The sequence below is a fragment of the Pseudomonas sp. JAI111 genome, from assembly GCF_024809425.1.
Classification (GTDB): Bacteria; Pseudomonadota; Gammaproteobacteria; order Pseudomonadales; family Pseudomonadaceae; genus Aquipseudomonas.
Map to the genome: position 1 here is coordinate 57058 of NZ_JANUCB010000008.1, position 19133 is coordinate 76190.

Here is a 19133-nt window from a genome sequence, read left to right on the forward strand (position 1 = left end):
CGATTGCCCAGCCTGATTCCTGTGCGCTTCGGGCGCATGCTACGCAGCCCATTCACCTTTCTGCGCGGCTCTGCGGGGGTCATGGCGTATGACCTGGCGACGACTCCGACCACAGGCGTTCGGGTACAAGCCTGCGGAGATTGCCATCTCTTGAACTTTGGACTGTTCGCAACTCCCGAACGTAATCTGATTTTTGATATCAACGATTTCGACGAAACGCTTCCTGCGCCTTGGGAGTGGGATATCAAACGCTTGGCGATCAGTTTTGCCGTGGCTGCCCGCGATCTCCAGATCAGTGACAAAGATGCCCAGGCGATCGCGGTCGAGTGTGTCAGTGCTTACCGCAGGCGCCTGCGCAAACTGTCGAAGATGAGTCCGCTGGAGGTCTGGTATGACCGCCTCGATGCTCAAATGATCATCGACATGGCCCCCAACGCCAAAATCAAAAAAAATAGAGAACAGGTGATCGCCAAAGCAAAAGTACGCATCGGCGATTACCTTTATCCGACCATCAGCAACGAAGTGGCAGGGCGTCGGCGGTTGGTCGATCAGCCACCGATACTGTTTCATGTGTATGAACATGACTTCGAACAGCGTGTGCGGCTGACGCTGCAGGACTATCGATTATCGCTACCCCTCGAACGACGTGTGCTGCTGGATCGTTACCGACTCGAAGACTTTGTCGTCAAGGCCGTCGGGATCGGCAGCGTCGGTACCCATTGTTTCGTGGGCCTGTTTTTTTCCGCGGAAAACCACCCGCTGCTTCTGCAATTCAAGGAAGCCAGTCCTTCGGTACTGGCACCCTTTGCCGGCAAGAGCGAATTCGAGAATCAAGGTCAGCGTGTTGTTACCGGGCAACGGCTAATGCAGTCCGCCAGCGATATTTTCCTGGGCTGGGCGCAGGGAAAAAGTGGCCGGCATTTTTTCGTGCGCCAGTTGAGGGACATGAAAATGTCGGCCCCTATCGAGGGCGCATCGGTTGAACAAATGAAGTTATACGCCGAGTTGTGCGGCCTCACCCTGGCCCGTGCCCATGCAAAATCCGGTGATTCAGCACTCATTAGCGGCTATTTGGGAAAATCGGACACCTTCGATCTGGCCATTGGCAAGTTTGCCATGAGCTATGCGGATCAAAATGCGAAAGATCATGCGTCACTGATAGCCGCCGAAAAATCGGGGCGCATCAAAGCGCTTAGAGAAGAAGACTAATGACGCCGATCCAATCACCGCGCCCGCTAATTAAACGACTACGGAAGCGCATAAACCTTGAACAGCTTCTTGCCCAGATTGCTGATGCCACCCAAGTATTTGTCATAGGCCTGTTCGATTTCACCCGAGCGGTACATTTCACTCAGCGCAGTGTCGACCAGCAAGCGGAAGTTCTCATCGTTGCGATCCACCGCCATTGCCGTCGGCGCGTATTCGAAAATGCGATCCAGCAAGATCAGATTCGCGGCTGCGTAATGCGTGGAGAGAAGATTTTTGATCATCATGCGTTCAGCAAAGAACGCATCGGCTTTACCCTCGGCGACCAACTTGATTCCTGCATCAACGTTCGGAACCGTGACGAGCGTTGCCACAACACCCAGCAACTGCATTTTCTGGCGAATCCACGCTTCAGTGACTCCGCCCGCTATAGTCGCGTAGGTTTGGTTGGACAGCCCATGATTGACCGTTGCGCGCCAGGTCGGCCCGGTATGAGCGACTTTGCCGTTGAGCGCATTCAGCAACGGCTCCGATGCATCCTCGCGCACCACGGCAGAGAGGCCGGCGGTGTAGACGGGCACCGAGAAGCTTACGATTTTGCGCTCTTGCAGGGTGGGCGGCGTCGGTGTGCAAAGGATGTCAACTTTGCCTGAACTGACGGCACTCATCTTCTCTGAGTCAGTGACAGCCTGATAACGCACTTGCATCCCCTGCAAACCCAAATCGGCCTTGACCTTATCGGCGATTTTCAAACAAAGATCGATGGCATAACCCGTAGCTTTATCGCCTGCCTGGTCGCTGAAAGGTGCGAAGTCCGGCAAGTAACCGAGGGTGAAGGTATTGCTCGCCCGCACCCGTTCAAGGGTATTGGCACCGGCCATCAACGACATCAGCCCAAGCAAGCCGACGAAGAAGAGGTGGATGGTTTTTATCAATTTTACGTTCATGTCCCGGTTACCCGAATTCAGATGTCTTTGCATGACTGAACACAACGACTAAGGATTGTCGATTCTGGCTTGAACGGTTGAAGGCGCCTCGACAGAGCGCTTGGCGAGGAAGCCGTAGAGCAAGTACCCGAAAACAAGGACCAGAGCACCGCCGAATACCGCGTCTCTACCGCAGGAAAACAGGGCGTACAGAGAATAGGCCACGGCGATCAGCAAAAGCGTGGTGTTGCGCATGAAGACCCCCGCGCTGACGCGGGCCTTGTACATCATGACCAGCAAGCCGGTAGCCGCCGTAACGTAGGGGATCAGGTTGGTCACCGCCGCCAGGCTGACGAGTTTTCCGAACTGGGCACTGGCATTGGGCGAGATGGTCGACAACGCCATCAGCGTTTGAAGCACACCGCAGACGAGCATGCCGACGATGGGTGCATCGAGTGAGGTCACTTTGCTGAAGAGTTTGGGGAACATGCCTTGGTCAGCCGTCATTTTGGCTGTTTGTGCCAAGGTGAACTGCCACCCCAGCAACGACCCCACACAGGCCATCACCGCCAGCGCCATGATGATGTGACCGACCGCCGGATTGAACATGTGTGCATAGACAAGCGCAAACGGTGCCGTCGAGTTGGCCAGCTCGGCGTTTGGAATGACACCCTGAATAACCGTCGTCGACAGCACATAGATGACTGCCGCACCCAGCGTGCCGAACAGACAGGCCAGCGGCACGGTGCGTTTGGGATCTTCCACTGCATCAGACGCTTGCGCCGCCGACTCCATGCCAAGGAATGCCCACAGGGTCAGGGGAATTGCCTTGCCGATGGCTTCGGAGATGGGCAGGTTGTTCGGGTTCCAGGCGGCAATCAGCAGTTCGGGCTTGAACCAGAACCAGCCGATGATGCTCAACCCGGCCACCGGGATGATCACACCCCACACGGTAATCGCACCAATCTTGCCGGTGATGCCAGGGCCGCCAAAATTCGCCACGGTGGTCAGCCAAAGCAGGCCGACCGTACCGATGAACAACGGGATGGCACCGCTACCCAACCAGGGCACGAACGATGTCATGTACCCGACCGCGGAGATAGCAACTGCGACGTTGGCGATGGCGAGCGAGAGAAAGTACAGGTACGAGCAAAGGAAGAACCCCGATTTGGCATGGGCTTCTTCGGTGTAGGCTGACAACCCGCCGGAGCGCGGACAGTAGATTCCGCACTGGGAAAAACAGTAGGCGATGGCCATGGAACCGATGGCGGTAACGATCCACGACAGAAGCGAAACGGCCCCGAGCTGGGCCATGCTCGTTGGCAACATGATGATGCCCGAGCCCATCATGTTCACCGTCACCAGCGTGGTAAGCCCCATGAGGCTCATTTTTTTGCTTGAGTCGGCCATCGGAAACTCCTTGATCTGCTCAACGGGTTGACCCTCGCGTCCGGCGGTACGCTAAGGAAAGTTAACAAGCTGGCCGTCTCAAAACCCTGAATCGATTAACTGACAACAATAGCTATAGACATAACTAGGGCAGCGCGTTTCTTTTCTTCACTCCCTCGAGAAGAATTGAGTATCACGCGTGAGAGCATTGCTTAAGGGGTGGAGTACATCGTGTTGATTCAGCGCTGGACTGTTTCAGATCTTTCTTTGGTAACAGAGAATAATCTCCAATCATATAGAGGGCATGCGGCGCATTGATTCGCGAATTCAATCGTTCGACAAAAGATTCAGCGCCATCAAGACTGCGAAAACTTACGACCCACACATCCATGTGAACCCACCAGCGATTTAGTACGGGGTCCTTTTCAATAAAAATATTCATTGAAGATGCTCCGAAAATACAAAAATGATGAGCCGGGTCATCCTTGGCTTTTTGAATTAGCTGCAGGTGAGCAAACTATTAAATTGCATCATTGCTTAGTGGGAATCGTGTCCTCAGTCATGCGCAAATCCATTGATAAAAATCAACAATTCCAGCGTAGCGACTCACAGCGCACCGCATAGCGAATGGCAAGCGTTCGCGCAGAGGCACGCGAAATCCCGGCAGACTTTTTTCTTTCGCGACAGACTTTATTCCTTAGGGTCACATTTGAACGCTAAGCTTGGGCCTATGGATGACTCAGATTATTTACGCCTGCTGACCATCGCGGCCGAGCAAGCCAACGCATTTCTGTCCAATGCCCGCAAATGGGAGCGTGAGCGTTGGGTCTGCCAGCGCCTGTTGCAAGGCTTGAACATTCCCTATCGCGCCGACGAATTCGCACCCGCCGGGGAACCGCCGGACGTGCTGTTTCGCGACGCCAATTTTGAGGTGTTCTTCGTACTCGATGAAGGCCGGCGCCTCAACGATGAATGGCGCGACGAGCTGCAACGTCGACGCAGCGCGTTTTCCCTCAGTCAGTTGGTCCGCCGCGAAGCCAAGCCCCGGCGCATTCCAGCCAATGAATTCTTGCTAAGACTGGCGCCGACCTTGCGTAAAAAAGCGCACAACTACAAAGAGCGCGGCATGGACCTCGGGGAACTGGACATCATCGCGTTCGCCAGCCTCAAGCGCGAAGTGCTGGACTTGAACAGCCATTTCCCGCCGCCCACCGAATACCTGCGCCAAGGCTGGCGTTCGTTGTCGCTGGTCGGCCCGACGTTCGCCCGGGTGCTCTTCGCCCATCCGGACGCTCCGGATTTCCTGCGCAGCAACCTCGGGCGCAGCATTGTTTTCGATGTCGGGATCAGCCTGTGAGCCCATTGCAGGAACTGATCGCGCAAGTCCCGCAAGTCGGCCGCGTACGCTGGATCGGCGTGCGCCCGGAACCTCACGTGCCGATGATCGAACTCGAAGCCGTGGAAGCGCGACTTGAAGCCGGCCTGACCGGTGATCGCGCACGGCCCGGCGTACGCAATGCACGGCAGGTGACGTTGATTCAGTGGGAGCATCTGGCGGTGATCAGTTCGCTGATGGGCCGCCCGGACGATCAACCGGTGTTACCGAGTGATCTGCGGCGCAACCTGGTTATCAGCGGTATCAACCTGTTCAGCCTCAAGGGCCGTCGCTTCAAGATCGGCCAGGCGATTTTCGAAACCACCGGTTGGTGCCAGCCTTGCGCACGCCTGCAAAACAACCTCGGGCCGGGGACGTTTCAGGCGGTTCGCGGACATGGCGGAATCACCGCCCGGGTGTTACAAAGTGGAATCATTCGCCTGGACGACACGGTGAGCGTCGAGCCGGTTCCGGACACCGGCTATGCTCCGTTCAACGTTCGTTAAATCAGCCTGTAGCTTCCACACATTCAGCAACGTCTACCTGACGAGGCCTTTATGACCAGCCGCCTGAACCCCGACGACCAGAAGCATGTCGAAGAGTACCTGCACCTGTCCCAGCACCGAGTCGAGCGCCGGCCTTTCCGGCCGTGGATGCTCCTGGTGCTGGTGCTCGCAGTGACCATTGGTTTGGGCCTGTTGAGCCGACTTATCGGTTACCTGGCGCTATGAGCCGCATTGCGCTCGCGAGGGTAACCGCACCTATTTCCTTTAGCCTTGCGAGATATCCCCATGACTCATCGTATTGTCATCGTTGGCGGCGGCGCCGGCGGTCTGGAGTTGGCTACCCGTCTGGGTAAGACTCTGGGCAAGCGTGGCACGGCCAGTGTGATGCTGGTCGACGCGAACCTGACGCACATCTGGAAGCCGCTGTTGCACGAAGTGGCGGCCGGGTCGCTGAACTCTTCCGAAGACGAACTCAACTATGTTGCCCAAGCCAAATGGAACCACTTCGAGTTTCAGCTGGGGCGCATGAGCGGGCTTGATCGCGAACAGAAGAAAATCCAGTTGGCCGCCACCTACGACGAAGCCGGCGTGGAGCTGGTCCCGGCCCGTGAATTGGGCTACGACTCGCTGGTGATCGCCGTCGGCAGCACCACCAATGATTTCGGGACACAGGGCGCGGCGCAACATTGTCTGTTCCTCGACACCCGCAAACAGGCCGAGCGCTTCCACCAGCAACTCCTCAACCACTATCTGCGTGCCCATGCCGGGCAAACCGACAAGGTCGAGCAGATCAGCGTCGCCATCGTCGGCGCAGGTGCCACCGGCGTCGAACTGGCCGCCGAGCTGCACAACGCCGCGCATGAGCTGGCCGCTTACGGGCTCGACCGGATCAAACCGGAAAACATGCACATCACCCTGATCGAAGCCGGACCTCGGGTATTGCCAGCCCTGCCGGAACGCATCGGTGGGCCTGTGCATAAAACCCTGGAGAAACTCGGGGTCAACGTCATGACCAATGCCGCGGTCAGCGAAGTCACGGCCGACAGCCTGATCACCGCCGATGGCAAAGTGATCAACGCCAGCCTGAAGGTGTGGGCTGCCGGGATTCGCGCACCGGGTTTCCTCAAGGACATCGATGGCCTGGAAACCAACCGCATCAATCAACTGCAAGTGCTGCTGACCCTGCAAACCACCCGGGACGAGAACATCTTCGCCTTCGGTGACTGCGCGGCCTGCCCGCAACCAGGCAGTGATCGCAACGTGCCGCCCCGTGCCCAGGCGGCGCATCAGCAGGCGTCGTTGCTGGCCAAATCGCTGAAACTGCGGATCGAAGGCAAGGCATTGCCGGAATACAAATACACCGACTACGGCTCGCTGATCTCGCTGTCGCGGTTTTCGGCTGTGGGTAACTTGATGGGTAACCTGACCGGCAGCGTGATGCTGGAAGGCTGGCTGGCGCGGATGTTCTACGTGTCGCTGTACCGCATGCACCAGATGGCGCTGTATGGCGCGTTTCGTACGGCGATGCTGATGCTGGGCAGCAAGATCGGGCGCGGGACAGAGCCGCGATTGAAGCTGCACTAACTCGGTCCAGTGTGGGAGCGGGCTTGCTCGCGAAAGCGTCATAACATTCAACATCTCTGTTGACTGTGACACCGCTTTCGCGAGCAAGCCCGCTCCCACATGTCTTACTCACCCGCCTGTTGATCTGTGTCTCACTGTATCTCCCCCCGCGATTTCGCCCCTTCGCTTACAAACTCCCCCCTTGCGCGACACAGTAGCGATACACCTCACCCGTTAAATGACCCCATCCGAGCAAGGCAACCCAGCCAGCTACGGTTATCGCCGCCTGACGTGGCGTCCTTTATCGAACGGTTGTGTCGTGCAACCCAGGAGAGTTGAAATGTCCCGTACCACTACAAACACTATTGGTCTGCTCGGCGCTGTCTTGGCCGGCGGCATGATGTTGTCCGGTTCCGTATTCGCTTCGCAGCCTCTGACCCAGGGCTACCTGCTGGCCTCGGCCGAACAGGTGGTGAAAACCCCTGAAGGCAAATGTGGTGAAGGCAAGTGTGGCGATGCGTCGATGGCCAAGACCGACACCGATGGCGACGGCAAAGTCTCCCGCGCCGAATTCCAGGCTGTCGCGCCGAAGGCCAACTTCGACAAGATCGACACTAACCATGACGGTTTCATCGACGAGCAAGAGGCTTACAACAACGTGAAAGCCAACTTCGAAGCCAACGGCAAGAAAATGCCAAAAGGTCTGTTCGAGCACCTGAAAGACCAAGACGGCGCCTAAACGCCCGAAACCAGGCCGCGCTTCTCCACCGAGAAGCGCGGCTTTTTTTGTCTGGCGGATTTACACCTGGAAGCGTTGCACCATCGTGCGCAACGAGTTGGCCAACTGTGAAAGTTCATGGCTTGAAGCGTTGGTCTGGTCTGCCCCGGCGGCGGATCGCACCGACAGGTCACGGATGTTCACCAGATTGCGATCGACTTCACGCGCCACTTGCGCCTGTTCTTCTGCGGCACTGGCGATCACCAGGTTGCGTTCGTGAATCTGGTGCACCGAAGCAGTGATCGTCTGCAACGCCTCCCCCGCTCGCTCGGCCAGAGCCAGCGTTGCGGCTGCGCGCGAGGAACTGGCCTGCATCGAATTCAGCGCCTGGGTTGAACCGCTGCGCATACCCTGGACCATTTGCTCGATTTCCTGGGTCGACTGCTGTGTGCGATAAGCCAGGGCGCGAACTTCGTCGGCGACCACCGCAAAACCCCGACCGCTTTCTCCGGCCCGCGCCGCTTCGATTGCCGCGTTGAGCGCCAGCAAATTGGTTTGCTCGGCAATCGCCCGAATCACATCCAGTACCTTGCCAATATCCTGGGATTGATTGGCAAGGGACTGAACCAACCCGCCGGTAACTTGCACATCACTGGCGAGGGCGCCGATGGCCGTCACCGTTTCGCTGACGCGCTCCTGGCCCGCATGCGCAGACTCGCTTGACTGGCGCGTGGCATCGGAAGTCGACACGGCATTGCGCGCGACCTCCTCCACCGCCGTGGTCATTTCATTGACGGCGGTGGCGGCTTGTTCGATCTCGTTGTTCTGCTGCTGCAGGTTTTGCGTGCTGTCGAGGGTGACCGCGTTCAACTCGTCGGCCGCCGTGGCCAATTGCGCTGCCGAGCCGCTGATACTTTGCAAGGTTTCACGCAGATTCTGTTGCATGGTCGCCAGAGCCTTGAGCAAGCGGCTCACTTCGTCATTGCCGTGGGTTTCGATGGGGCGAGTCAGATCGCCTCGGGCGACGTTCTCCGCGGCATTCAACGCATCGCCCAAAGGCTTGACGATGCTGCGCGTCAGCAGCATTGCCAGGCCAACGGTGGCCAAGGCTGCGAGGGCGATGAACAGACTGACGATCATTCGCGAAGTGTCGTAGTGCGCTGCGGAGTTCTGACTTTCGGCGGCGACCTGTTTGGCAAACAGGTCTGCCAGGTCATTAAGCTGTTTGCCGGAGCCATCGACCACGGTTTTCATGTCCACCAACAACAATTTGGTCAGCTCGTCACGGCGCCCTTGTTCGGCCAGGGAGAATGATTGGGCGATACCGGCACGGTAAGCCGCGAACGTGGTTTTGAACTGGTCATACAGAGCCTTGCCTTCGGCAGTGTTGACCAACTGATCATAGGCGGCGATTTTTTCGCTCAGCTCCTTGTCCCGGGTATCCATCTGGCTGCGGTATTGAGCAATGTTCTTCGGGTCCTGATCCAGCGCCATTCGCAGGGAGATCGTGCGGATGCGCAGCATGATTTCGCGAATCTCGTCGCCACCGCGAATACTCGGCAGCCATTGCTTCTCCACCGCCACCTCGCTGCTGCGGATGCTCGACATCTGCCCCAGGGCGAAAACGCCGAGCAAGGCCACCAGCACGGCGATCAAGGCAAACCCCAAGGCTGCCCGAGGAGCAATATTCAACTGACGAAGCAACATGACGAACGCCCTTTTCTTGTAGTGGTCAGGATTGGGGGCGTCATTTGGCAGTACCCCGCAGCCTCGTTATCGGCAGGTTGTACGACGACTGAAGTGTTGTTTTTTCGAAGACAAAAAAAATCCCCGTATCTTTCGATACGAGGATTTTTAATATGGTCGGGGTAAGGGGATTCGAACTCCTGACATCCTGCTCCCAAAGCAGGCGCGCTACCGGACTGCGCTATACCCCGGTAAAAAAAAGGCACCTTTTAAAGGCGCCTTCTGCGAACAGAGCTTTTGGCGTCTGATCTTAAGATCTGATCCCAGCGTTAACTGGTTTCAAAAATGGTGGGTCGTGTGGGATTCGAACCTACGACCAATTGGTTAAAAGCCAACTGCTCTACCAACTGAGCTAACGACCCAAAAATGGTCGGGGTAAGGGGATTCGAACTCCTGACATCCTGCTCCCAAAGCAGGCGCGCTACCGGACTGCGCTATACCCCGGTTTGAAATTGGCTCCGTGACCAGGACTCGAACCTGGGACCCAATGATTAACAGTCATTTGCTCTACCGACTGAGCTATCACGGAACTACATATTTCAATTTACAACGGTGAAGCTAATTGCATCTCTTCGACTCGTTCGCATCGCTGCGTTCGTGTGTCTGAGGCGCGCTATTCTACAATCTTAAGCACCTCTGTCAACCCCCTAAATTGCATTCAAGTTAATGATTTGCAACTTATTTCAGATTCCTGCTTGGGGAGCAGAAACCCTTCCGGGTGACTTACTGCGGGGCGCACTTTACAAGCCTTTTCCTTTGAGTTCAACAACCTGACGAAAAAAAGGCCTCGCAATGCGAGGCCTCTCCACTTTTGCTGCCCACAAGGATCAGGCAAAGACGATTTCGTCGTTTTCCACTACACCTTTGGCAGTGTCGCCAGGCATGTACCGACCGGACAGAATCAGTTGTGCCAACGGGTTCTCGATCCAGCGCTGGATCGCACGTTTTAGCGGCCGTGCGCCATACACCGGGTCGTAACCCACCGCGATCAACTTATCCATCGCTTCTGGGCTGAGTTCCAGTTTCAGCTCACGCTCAGTCAGACGACTGCGCAGACGACCCAGCTGGATCTCGGTGATGCCCGCAATCTGATCCCGTGCCAATGGCTCGAAGATCACCACTTCGTCGACCCGGTTGATGAACTCCGGCCGGAAGTGTGTGGAGATGGCATCCATCACCGCCGCACGCTGCGCCTCGCGATCACCCACCAGTTCCTGGATCTGCACCGAGCCCAGGTTGGAGGTCATGACGATCACGGTGTTTTTGAAATCCACCGTGCGACCATGACTGTCGGTCAGACGGCCATCTTCAAGCACTTGCAGCAGGATGTTGAAGACGTCCGGATGGGCCTTCTCGACCTCGTCCAGCAGGATCACCGAATAAGGCTTGCGACGCACCGCCTCGGTCAGGTAACCGCCCTCTTCATAGCCCACGTAGCCTGGTGGCGCACCGATCAGTCGAGCCACGGAATGTTTCTCCATGAACTCGGACATGTCGATCCGCACCATCGCCTCTTCAGTATCAAAGAGGAATTCGGCCAGCGCCTTGCACAGCTCGGTTTTACCGACACCGGTCGGGCCGAGGAACATGAACGAACCACTCGGACGATTCGGGTCGGACAACCCGGCTCGCGAACGTCGCACCGCGTTGGAAACCGCGATCACCGCTTCGTCCTGACCGATCACACGCTGGTGCAACAGGCTTTCCATCTTCATCAACTTGTCGCGCTCGCCTTCGAGCATTTTCGACACTGGAATACCGGTCCACTTCGACACGACTTCGGCGATTTCTTCCTCGGTCACCTTGCTGCGCAGCAACTGATTTTCGCTTTTGCCATGCTGGTCGACCATTTGCAGGCTGCGCTCCAGGTCCGGGATCACCCCGTATTGCAGCTCGGCCATGCGGTTAAGGTCGCCTTTGCGGCGGGCAGTTTCCAGTTCCTGACGGGACTGTTCGATTTTCTGCTGGATCTGCGCAGAGCCCTGGACTTCAGCTTTTTCCGCGTTCCAGATTTCTTCGAGGTCCGAATACTCACGTTCATGACGAACGATTTCTTCCTGCAGTTTCTCCAGGCGTTTCTTCGCCGCGTCGTCGCTTTCTTTCTTCAGCGCCTGGGATTCGACCTTCAGCTGAATCAGGCGACGCTCAAGACGATCCAGCACTTCCGGCTTGGAGTCGATCTCCATGCGAATGCGGCTGGCAGCCTCGTCGATCAGGTCAATGGCCTTGTCCGGCAACTGACGGTCGGTGATGTAACGGTGGCTGAGCTTGGCCGCGGCGATGATCGCGCCATCGGTGATCGCCACTTTATGGTGAACCTCATAACGCTCTTTCAGGCCACGCAGAATGGCGATGGTGTCTTCTTCGCTCGGCTCGTCCACCAACACTTTCTGGAAGCGCCGCTCAAGGGCCGCATCCTTCTCTATATATTGGCGGTACTCGTTGAGCGTGGTCGCGCCGACGCAGTGCAACTCACCGCGAGCCAGTGCCGGCTTGAGCATGTTGCCGGCGTCCATCGAGCCTTCGCCTTTACCGGCGCCGACCATGGTGTGCAGTTCGTCGATGAACAGAATGATCTGCCCTTCCTGCTTCGACAGCTCATTGAGCAACGACTTCAGGCGTTCTTCGAACTCGCCGCGGTACTTGGCGCCCGCGATCAGCGACCCCATGTCCAGGGACAGCAAGCGCTTGCCTTTAAGGCCGTCCGGCACTTCACCATTGATGATGCGCTGGGCCAGGCCTTCGGCGATGGCAGTTTTACCCACGCCAGGCTCACCGATCAGCACCGGGTTGTTCTTGGTGCGGCGTTGCAGAACCTGAATGGTCCGGCGAATTTCGTCGTCGCGGCCGATCACCGGATCAAGCTTGCCTTCTTCGGCACGCTTGGTCAGGTCGACGGTGTATTTATCCAGCGCCTGGCGCGACTCTTCGTGGTTGGCGTCATTAACCGCTTCGCCGCCACGCAGATTGGTAATCGCATTTTCGAGGGCTTTTTTACTGACGCCCTGACCGAGGAGCAATTTGCCGAGCTTGCTGTTCTCGTCCATTGCAGCGAGCAACACCAGCTCGCTGGAAATGAACTGATCGCCCTTCTGCTGGGCCAGCCGATCGGCCTGGTTGAGCAGGCGCGCCAGATCCTGCGACATGTTCACGTCACCGGTCGGATTCTGGATTTTCGGTAGTTGGTCGAGCTCTTTGGTCAGCTCTTTACGCAAGCTGTTGACGTCGAAACCAACCTGCATCAGCAGAGGTTTGATCGAACCGCCCTGCTGTTCAAGCATGGCTTGCATCAAGTGCGCCGGCTCGATGCCGGGATGGTCGAGGCCGACAGCCAGGGATTGGGCGTCGGAGAGGGCTAATTGCAACTTGCTGGTTAAACGGTCGATACGCATGGGTCACCTTCCTTTTGAGCAGGCCGGACCTAAGAAACCATCCTGAATGAAGAAACCTGCCAGATACCTCACTAGATGTGGTCGATTCTGGGAGATTCAAGCGGGGTGATGTTGATGCAGGTCAGCTAAGTCTAGCGGTCAAGCCAGATAAGGGAGGCAAACCGACCAGTGCGAGGACTGCGGCGGTAAGAAAAGAAGCGTGGGTCGGTCACGGTACAGAAACCGCCACCATAGACAGCGGTAACGCCGCGAGCGGCCAGGCGAAGACGCGCCAGCTCATAGATGTCAGCCATGAATTTGCCAGCATTCTGGCTCGGCACGAAAGCCTTGGCGGCTTCGGGCAGTTGCTCGATGAAGGTTTCGCGAACTTCCGGACCGACCTCAAAGGCTTGCGGGCCGATGGCCGGGCCCAGCCAGACCAGCACTTCATCTGACGGTACCGCCAGACTGTCGAGGGTCGCTTCCAGAATACCCGCCGCCAACCCGCGCCAACCGGCGTGGGCTGCTGCCACGCGAGTCCCGGCTCGGTCGCAAAACAGTGCCGGAAGGCAATCGGCGGTCATTGCCGTGCAGGCAATGCCGGGCGTTGCTGTCCAGCTGGCGTCAGCGGTCACCACCCGGCCTGGGTCAGCAGGTGCCACGACAACGCCGTGAACCTGTTGCAACCAGGCCGGTTGAATAGAGAAATGATCGGTGAGGCGACGGCGGTTTTCGGCGACAGCTTCGGGATTGTCGTCGACGTGATCGCCGAGGTTGAGGCTGTCGAACGGCGCCAGACTGACGCCGCCCGCACGGGTGGTCACACAGGCTTTCACCCCGGCAGGCGCAGGCCAGTCGGGAATCAGCCAGTCACTCATCCGATGAACGCCTCGCGGTCTTGCTTGAGCAGTGTCAGCAACCAGACGAAATCGTCCGGCAACGGCGATTCCCAGCTCATGCGTTTACCGGTGGTCGGATGATCCAGCTCCAGGAACCGCGCATGCAGTGCCTGACGCGGGAACGCCTTCAACGATTCGACCATGGTCACACTGGCTGCCGGCGGAATGCGGAAGCGACCGCCATAGGCAGGGTCTCCGACCAACGGGTAGTTGATGTGTGCCATGTGCACGCGAATCTGGTGCGTACGACCGGTTTCCAGCTTCACCCGCACATGCGTGTGGGAGCGGAAACGCTCGAGCACGCGGTAGTGGCTGACGGCTTGCTTGCCGCCTTCCATCACCGCCATGCGTTGGCGTTGCTGGCCGTGACGACCGATCGGCGCGTTGATCTTGCCACCTGCGGTCACCACACCGATCACGATGCATTCGTAGATCCGGCTTACGCTGCGGCTCTGCAATTGCGTGACAAGCTGTGTCTGCGCCTGAATGGTCTTGGCTACCACCATCAGACCCGTGGTGTCCTTGTCCAGGCGATGCACGATACCGGCGCGGGGCACATTGATAATGTCCGGCACGTGGTGCAGCAAAGCGTTGAGCAAAGTGCCATCAGCGTGACCGGCAGCCGGATGCACCACCAGGCCCGCAGGCTTGTTGATCACCAGGATGTCGTCGTCTTCATAGACGATGTCCAGCTCGATGTCCTGAGCGATCCATTCGCCCTGAGCTTCCTGCTCGGCAGTCAGTTCAAGAATGGCGCCACCGTGAACGATGTCTCGCGGGCGGATTACCGCCCCATCCACAGTCAGGCGGCCGTCTTTGATCCAGGCGGAAAGGCGCGAGCGCGAGTGCTCAGCGAATAATTGTGCGGCGACTTGATCGAGGCGTTGGCCGCCCAATTCGGACGGCACCTCTGCGCGAAGTTCAATTTTATCGGACATGCTCAGACTAGGCGTCGGCACAGCCTTTGGTTTCGGCTGCGCGCTTGTGGTTAAATACGGCGTCTTTTGCCCCGAGGCTATTCAACGGGGCGCTCATCATAACAGGACGGCCCCGCCCAAGACAGCGGCCGTCATAGGGACGCAAGCCGCCATGCAAGTGAAACACCTGCTGCTGATCGCCATCCTCGCATTGACCGCTGCTTGCTCATCGAAGGAAGTCGTAGACGAAAACCTGAGCGAGGTCGAGCTGTACCAGCAGGCTCAGCACGATCTGGACAACAACAGCTACACCGCCGCCACAGCCAAGCTGAAGGCGCTGGAGTCGCGTTATCCATTTGGTCGCTACGCCGATCAGGCTCAACTCGAGCTCATTTACGCCAACTACAAGAACACCGAGCCTGAAGCGGCGAAGTCTGCTGCCGAGCGATTCATTCGTCTGCACCCACAGCATCCGAACGTGGATTACGCCTACTACCTCAAGGGCCTGACTTCCTTTGATCAGGACGTCGGCCTGCTGGCGCGCTTCCTGCCACTGGACATGACCAAGCGTGACCCGGGTGCCGCTCGCGACTCCTACAACGAGTTCGCCCAGCTCACCAGCCGCTTCCCGAACAGCCGCTACTCGCCGGATGCCAAGCAGCGCATGATCTACCTGCGCAACCTGCTGGCCTCCTACGAAATTCACGTTGCCGACTACTACCTGACCCGTCAGGCCTACGTCGCCGCCGCGAACCGTGGTCGTTACGTGGTGGAAAACTTTCAGGAAACCCCTTCGGTCGGTGACGGCCTGGCGGTCATGACTGAAGCCTACCAGCGTCTGCACCTGGACGACCTGGCAGCCACCAGCCTGCAAACCCTGAAGCTCAACTACCCGAACCACCCAAGCCTGGTGGACGGTGAGTTCAAGCCGTCGGTCGCAGAAGCCGACAACCGGTCCTGGCTGAGCAAGGCCACTTTGGGCCTGATCGACTCCCGTCCGCCGCTGCCGCCGGGCGAAACCCGCGCCAACCAGGACGTGCAGAAGCAATTCCAGGATGCCAAGGACGCGATTCCGAGCGAGCTCAAGCCTAAAAATGAAAAAGGCGACGTGATCGAAGAAGAGGAACACGACTCCGAAGCCAACAACAGCGACCGCTCGTGGTTCAGCTACATGACCTTCGGCGTGTTCGACTGACACATCGGGTTGTGAAAAAAGGGAGACTCTTGAGTCTCCCTTTTTTATTACGCTGTGCGGCTGCGATGTCCTTGGCTAAACTGGCTAATCACTCGCCATAAAGCAGCTCGCCATGCTTCGTTTATTGTTCTGGATCGCCCTGATTGCCGCCGCGGTATGGTTCTGGCGCAAGTTCAAGGGAACGACCTCCGCCCCCAGGTCCTCCGCCGAGCTGGAAGCCGCACCCATGGTCCGCTGTGCGCATTGCGGCGTGCACCTGCCCCGTGATCGGGCACTGAGCCTTCAACAACAGTGGTATTGCAGCCAGGCTCACCTTGAGCAAGGCCCGGGCCCCAGTGCTCGCTGAGACGTCCAGTCCCGGCAGCAAACAGGCCCAGCGACTGCTGCGCCTTTACCATCTCTACCGATTAAGCGTCGGCATCACCTTGGTGTTGCTGATTTCCAGCAACATGGACAACCAGTTGCTGGCCTTCGCCAAGGACGACTTGCTGCGCAGCGGCAGCTGGTTGTACCTGGTGCTGAATATCTTGCTGGTGGTGTTCTGGGAGAACACCCGGCGGCCGGCACAGCTTTTCACCCTGGCATGGGTCGATGTCCTGCTGCTGTGCGGATTGTTCTATGCCGCCGGCGGTGTCGGCAGCGCCATCGGCAACCTGCTGATTGTGTCGGTGGCCATCAGCAATACGCTGCTGCGCGGGCGTATCGGGCTGTTGATAGCCGCCGTCGCGGCCCTTGGCATCGTCGGTTTCAGTTTTCTCCTGAGCTTCAGTCAACCGACCAGCCCTGGCGATTACTTGCAAGTGGGCACGCTCGGTGCGTTGTGTTTTGCCGCGGCGCTGTTGGTCCAAGGCCTGACGCGGCGCCTGGAAGTCAGCGAAAACCTCGCCCAGCAGCGAGCCAGTGAAGTGGTTGGCCTCGAAGCGCTCAACGCATTGATCCTGCAACGCATGCGTACCGGCATTCTGGTGCTGGACGACCAACGGCGGGTACAGCTGGCCAATCACAGCGCCTTGACCTTGCTGGGGCAGAAAAACCTCGACGGACAACTGATCGACGACTACTCGCCAGCATTGGTCGAGCGCCTTCAGCTATGGCTCAACAATCCGACGTTGCGACCGCAAAGCCTGAAGATTGCCGACAGCGGCCTTGAGCTGCAACCCAGTTTCATTGCCCTGGACCAAAGCCCGAACCATCGAACCCTGGTGTTTCTCGAAGACCTCGCCCAGATCTCGCAACAGGCACAGCAACTGAAACTCGCGGCCCTAGGCCGTCTGACCGCCGGTATCGCCCATGAAATCCGTAACCCGCTCGGTGCCATTAGTCATGCCGCGCAATTGCTGCGCGAGTCTGAGGAACTGAACAGCGCGGACCGGCGTCTGACGCAAATCATCCAAGACCACTCTCAGCGAATGAATCGGGTTATCGAAAACGTCCTGCAATTGTCCCGCCGCCAGCAAGCCGTGCCACAAAGGCTCGATCTGAAGCCGTGGCTGGAGCATTTCGTCGCCGAAACCCGCGAAAGAGCCAACGAGCGCCAGCACATCCATCTGCACATCGGCGCGGGCGACTTCAATACCTTGATGGACCCCAATCAACTGACCCAGATTCTCGACAATCTGTTGCGCAATGCCTGGCGCCACAGCGCCATGAATCATGACCAGGCGCAGGTCTGGCTTGAGTTGTTCGTCGACGCCGAGAGCCAGCTACCCGTGCTCGAAGTCGTGGACGACGGCCCCGGCGTGGCGCCGGATCAACAGACGCATTTGTTCGAACCGTTCTTCACCACCAGTAGCCAGGGTACTGGCCTGGGGCTTTATCTGTCCCGTGAGCTGTGCGAAAGCAACCAGGCCCGCCTAGACTTCAAACCACGCCAAGGCGGCGGCTGCTTTCGCATCACTTTTGCTCACGGACGGAAACAAAGTTGAATATCAGCCCACGGCCGAAAGTCCTGATCGTCGACGACGAACCGGATATCCGCGAACTCCTGGAAATCACCCTGGGACGGATGAAACTCGACACCTTCAGTGCCCGTAACCTTGGCGAAGCCCAAGCCTTGCTGGGCCGGGAAGCATTCGATCTGTGCCTGACCGACATGCGCCTGCCCGATGGCACCGGCCTTGAGCTGGTGCATTTCATCCAGCAGCGTTATCCGCACGTACCGGTGGCGATGATCACCGCCTATGGCAGCCTGGAAACGGCGATCAACGCGCTCAAGGCCGGTGCGTTCGACTTTCTGACCAAGCCGGTCGACCTCACCCGCCTGCGCGAACTGGTCAGCAGTGCCTTGCGATTGTCAGCGGCGGGCGGCGTCAGCACAGCCATCGATCGCCGACTCTTGGGTGATTCATTGCCCATGCGCAACCTGCGCAAACAAATCGACAAACTCGCTCGCAGCCAGGCCCCCGTGTACATCAGCGGTGAATCCGGCAGCGGCAAGGAACTGGTCGCACGGCTGATTCATGAACAAGGCCCGCGAGCCAATCAGCCGTTCGTTGCGGTGAACTGCGGGGCCATTCCTTCGGAGCTGATGGAAAGCGAATTCTTCGGCCATCGCAAAGGCAGCTTCAGCGGCGCTATCGAGGACAAACCCGGGTTATTTCAGGCCGCCAATAGCGGCACTCTGTTCCTTGATGAAGTGGCTGATTTGCCGTTGGCCATGCAGGTCAAACTGCTTCGAGCCATACAGGAAAAAGCCGTTCGCAGCGTCGGCGGGCAACAGGAAACCGTCGTCGATGTGCGCATCCTGTGCGCCACCCACAAAGACCTCGATGCCGAAGTCGCCGCTGAACGCTTTCGCCAGGACTTGTACTACCGGTTGAACGTGATCGAGCTACGCGTACCGCCTTTGCGTGAACGCCGTGACGATATCGAACTGTTGGCCAGCCATGTGCTCAAGCGTCTGGCCGCCGGCAGCGGTCAACCTGCCGTAAAACTCCACTCGCTCGCCCTCGACGCGCTGAAAGGCTACCGTTTTCCGGGCAACGTGCGAGAGTTGGAGAACGTGCTGGAGCGGGCTCACACCCTGTGCGAGAACCAGCAGATCGAAGCCAGCGACCTGCGCCTGGCCGACGGTAATTGCACCGCAGAGAGCGGTGTGCCGGACCTGACCCAGATCGATAACCTGGAAGACTATCTGGAAAATGTCGAACGTAAACTCATCCTCCAGGCGCTGGAGGAAACCCGCTGGAACCGCACGGCGGCGGCTCAGCGGTTGAATTTGTCATTCCGGTCGATGCGTTACCGACTGAAAAAACTGGGCCTGGATTGAGGGCCCTGCTCCGGGCGGCGATCCGACGAACGCTATCTGACAGGCGAAGATTCA

The 19133-nt window shown here is 58.2% G+C and carries 16 protein-coding genes and 4 tRNA genes; 10 read left to right on the forward strand and 10 right to left on the reverse strand.

Going from position 1 to position 19133, the window contains the following annotated elements:
- Positions 1–36 precede the first annotated feature (36 nt).
- Entirely contained in the window at positions 37–1209 is a 1173-nt protein-coding gene (locus HNR03_RS22530) for a DUF2252 domain-containing protein (RefSeq protein ID WP_310504652.1), read from the forward strand.
- 38 nt (positions 1210–1247) lie between these two features.
- On the opposite strand, the gene HNR03_RS22535 is transcribed toward HNR03_RS22530, so the two are convergent.
- Together HNR03_RS22535 and potE are read right to left on the reverse strand one after the other, a co-directional pair.
- Positions 1248–2153: an amino acid ABC transporter substrate-binding protein gene (locus tag HNR03_RS22535; protein WP_405046078.1), complete on the reverse strand. Its 906-nt coding sequence runs from the start codon at positions 2151–2153 to the stop codon at positions 1248–1250.
- A gap of 48 nt (positions 2154–2201) precedes the next feature.
- Positions 2202–3542, reverse strand: coding sequence for a putrescine-ornithine antiporter (gene potE, locus HNR03_RS22540; RefSeq protein WP_259155848.1), 1341 nt, complete (start codon positions 3540–3542; stop codon positions 2202–2204).
- Positions 3543–4251: 709 nt separating this feature from the next.
- On the opposite strand from potE, the gene HNR03_RS22545 reads away from it, so the two are divergent.
- The 5 genes from HNR03_RS22545 (at position 4252) to HNR03_RS22565 (ending at position 7704) form a co-directional block, all read left to right on the forward strand.
- A complete protein-coding gene (locus HNR03_RS22545; protein ID WP_003228301.1) occupies positions 4252–4878 on the forward strand; it encodes a DUF1780 domain-containing protein in 627 nt (208 codons plus the stop codon).
- On the forward strand, positions 4875–5402 hold the full coding sequence (locus HNR03_RS22550; RefSeq protein ID WP_259155849.1) for an MOSC domain-containing protein: 528 nt from the start codon (positions 4875–4877) through the stop codon (positions 5400–5402). The genes HNR03_RS22545 and HNR03_RS22550 overlap by 4 nt, the downstream gene beginning before the upstream one ends.
- A 51-nt stretch (positions 5403–5453) precedes the next feature.
- Positions 5454–5627 carry a DUF3094 family protein gene (locus HNR03_RS22555; RefSeq protein WP_090179818.1) on the forward strand — a complete coding sequence of 58 codons (174 nt, stop codon included), beginning with the start codon at positions 5454–5456 and terminating at the stop codon, positions 5625–5627.
- 60 nt (positions 5628–5687) lie between these two features.
- Positions 5688–6986, forward strand: coding sequence for an NAD(P)/FAD-dependent oxidoreductase (locus HNR03_RS22560; protein WP_222588500.1), 1299 nt, complete (start codon positions 5688–5690; stop codon positions 6984–6986).
- A 319-nt stretch (positions 6987–7305) separates the two neighbouring features.
- Positions 7306–7704 carry an EF-hand domain-containing protein gene (locus tag HNR03_RS22565; protein WP_259155850.1) on the forward strand — a complete coding sequence of 133 codons (399 nt, stop codon included), beginning with the start codon at positions 7306–7308 and terminating at the stop codon, positions 7702–7704.
- Between the two features lie 60 nt (positions 7705–7764).
- On the opposite strand, the gene HNR03_RS22570 is transcribed toward HNR03_RS22565, so the two are convergent.
- The 8 genes from HNR03_RS22570 to rluD form a co-directional block, all read right to left on the reverse strand.
- Positions 7765–9390 (reverse strand): methyl-accepting chemotaxis protein, encoded by a 1626-nt coding sequence (locus tag HNR03_RS22570; protein WP_259155851.1) that lies wholly within the window; start codon positions 9388–9390, stop codon positions 7765–7767.
- A 153-nt stretch (positions 9391–9543) separates the two neighbouring features.
- Positions 9544–9620, reverse strand: a tRNA-Pro gene (locus HNR03_RS22575).
- Positions 9621–9715: 95 nt separating this feature from the next.
- Positions 9716–9791, reverse strand: a tRNA-Lys gene (locus HNR03_RS22580).
- 5 nt (positions 9792–9796) lie between these two features.
- Positions 9797–9873, reverse strand: a tRNA-Pro gene (locus HNR03_RS22585).
- Between the two features lie 9 nt (positions 9874–9882).
- Positions 9883–9958 (reverse strand) — tRNA-Asn (locus tag HNR03_RS22590).
- Positions 9959–10256: 298 nt separating this feature from the next.
- Positions 10257–12821: an ATP-dependent chaperone ClpB gene (gene clpB, locus HNR03_RS22595; RefSeq protein ID WP_222588503.1), complete on the reverse strand. Its 2565-nt coding sequence runs from the start codon at positions 12819–12821 to the stop codon at positions 10257–10259.
- A gap of 131 nt (positions 12822–12952) precedes the next feature.
- A complete protein-coding gene (gene pgeF / locus HNR03_RS22600; RefSeq protein WP_222588504.1) occupies positions 12953–13678 on the reverse strand; it encodes a peptidoglycan editing factor PgeF in 726 nt (241 codons plus the stop codon).
- On the reverse strand, positions 13675–14637 hold the full coding sequence (rluD, locus tag HNR03_RS22605; RefSeq protein ID WP_007942311.1) for a 23S rRNA pseudouridine(1911/1915/1917) synthase RluD: 963 nt from the start codon (positions 14635–14637) through the stop codon (positions 13675–13677). The genes pgeF and rluD overlap by 4 nt, the downstream gene beginning before the upstream one ends.
- A 151-nt stretch (positions 14638–14788) precedes the next feature.
- On the opposite strand from rluD, the gene HNR03_RS22610 reads away from it, so the two are divergent.
- The 4 genes from HNR03_RS22610 to HNR03_RS22625 all read left to right on the forward strand — a co-directional run bounded on the left by HNR03_RS22610 (position 14789) and on the right by HNR03_RS22625 (position 19079).
- The gene (locus HNR03_RS22610) at positions 14789–15811 is read left to right on the forward strand and encodes an outer membrane protein assembly factor BamD (RefSeq protein WP_222588505.1); all 1023 of its coding nucleotides are present in this window, start codon (positions 14789–14791) and stop codon (positions 15809–15811) included.
- Positions 15812–15923: 112 nt separating this feature from the next.
- The gene (locus HNR03_RS22615; RefSeq protein WP_208671394.1) at positions 15924–16157 is read left to right on the forward strand and encodes a PP0621 family protein; all 234 of its coding nucleotides are present in this window, start codon (positions 15924–15926) and stop codon (positions 16155–16157) included.
- Positions 16147–17736 (forward strand): PAS domain-containing sensor histidine kinase, encoded by a 1590-nt coding sequence (locus HNR03_RS22620; RefSeq protein ID WP_222588506.1) that lies wholly within the window; start codon positions 16147–16149, stop codon positions 17734–17736. Before HNR03_RS22615 ends, HNR03_RS22620 begins: the two co-directional genes overlap by 11 nt.
- A complete protein-coding gene (locus tag HNR03_RS22625) occupies positions 17733–19079 on the forward strand; it encodes a sigma-54 dependent transcriptional regulator (RefSeq protein WP_259155861.1) in 1347 nt (448 codons plus the stop codon). The genes HNR03_RS22620 and HNR03_RS22625 overlap by 4 nt, the downstream gene beginning before the upstream one ends.
- The last annotated feature ends 54 nt before the right edge of the window (positions 19080–19133 follow it).

Coding starts and splice junctions, on each gene's coding strand:
- HNR03_RS22530 (WP_310504652.1), top strand. CDS start 37: ATGCTACGCAGCCCATTCACCTTTCTGCGCGGCTCTGCGGGGGTCATG.
- HNR03_RS22535 (WP_405046078.1), bottom strand. CDS start 2,153: ATGAACGTAAAATTGATAAAAACCATCCACCTCTTCTTCGTCGGCTTG.
- potE (WP_259155848.1), bottom strand. CDS start 3,542: ATGGCCGACTCAAGCAAAAAAATGAGCCTCATGGGGCTTACCACGCTG.
- HNR03_RS22545 (WP_003228301.1), top strand. CDS start 4,252: ATGGATGACTCAGATTATTTACGCCTGCTGACCATCGCGGCCGAGCAA.
- HNR03_RS22555 (WP_090179818.1), top strand. CDS start 5,454: ATGACCAGCCGCCTGAACCCCGACGACCAGAAGCATGTCGAAGAGTAC.
- HNR03_RS22560 (WP_222588500.1), top strand. CDS start 5,688: ATGACTCATCGTATTGTCATCGTTGGCGGCGGCGCCGGCGGTCTGGAG.
- HNR03_RS22565 (WP_259155850.1), top strand. CDS start 7,306: ATGTCCCGTACCACTACAAACACTATTGGTCTGCTCGGCGCTGTCTTG.
- HNR03_RS22570 (WP_259155851.1), bottom strand. CDS start 9,390: ATGTTGCTTCGTCAGTTGAATATTGCTCCTCGGGCAGCCTTGGGGTTT.
- clpB (WP_222588503.1), bottom strand. CDS start 12,821: ATGCGTATCGACCGTTTAACCAGCAAGTTGCAATTAGCCCTCTCCGAC.
- pgeF (WP_222588504.1), bottom strand. CDS start 13,678: ATGAGTGACTGGCTGATTCCCGACTGGCCTGCGCCTGCCGGGGTGAAA.
- rluD (WP_007942311.1), bottom strand. CDS start 14,637: ATGTCCGATAAAATTGAACTTCGCGCAGAGGTGCCGTCCGAATTGGGC.
- HNR03_RS22610 (WP_222588505.1), top strand. CDS start 14,789: ATGCAAGTGAAACACCTGCTGCTGATCGCCATCCTCGCATTGACCGCT.
- HNR03_RS22615 (WP_208671394.1), top strand. CDS start 15,924: ATGCTTCGTTTATTGTTCTGGATCGCCCTGATTGCCGCCGCGGTATGG.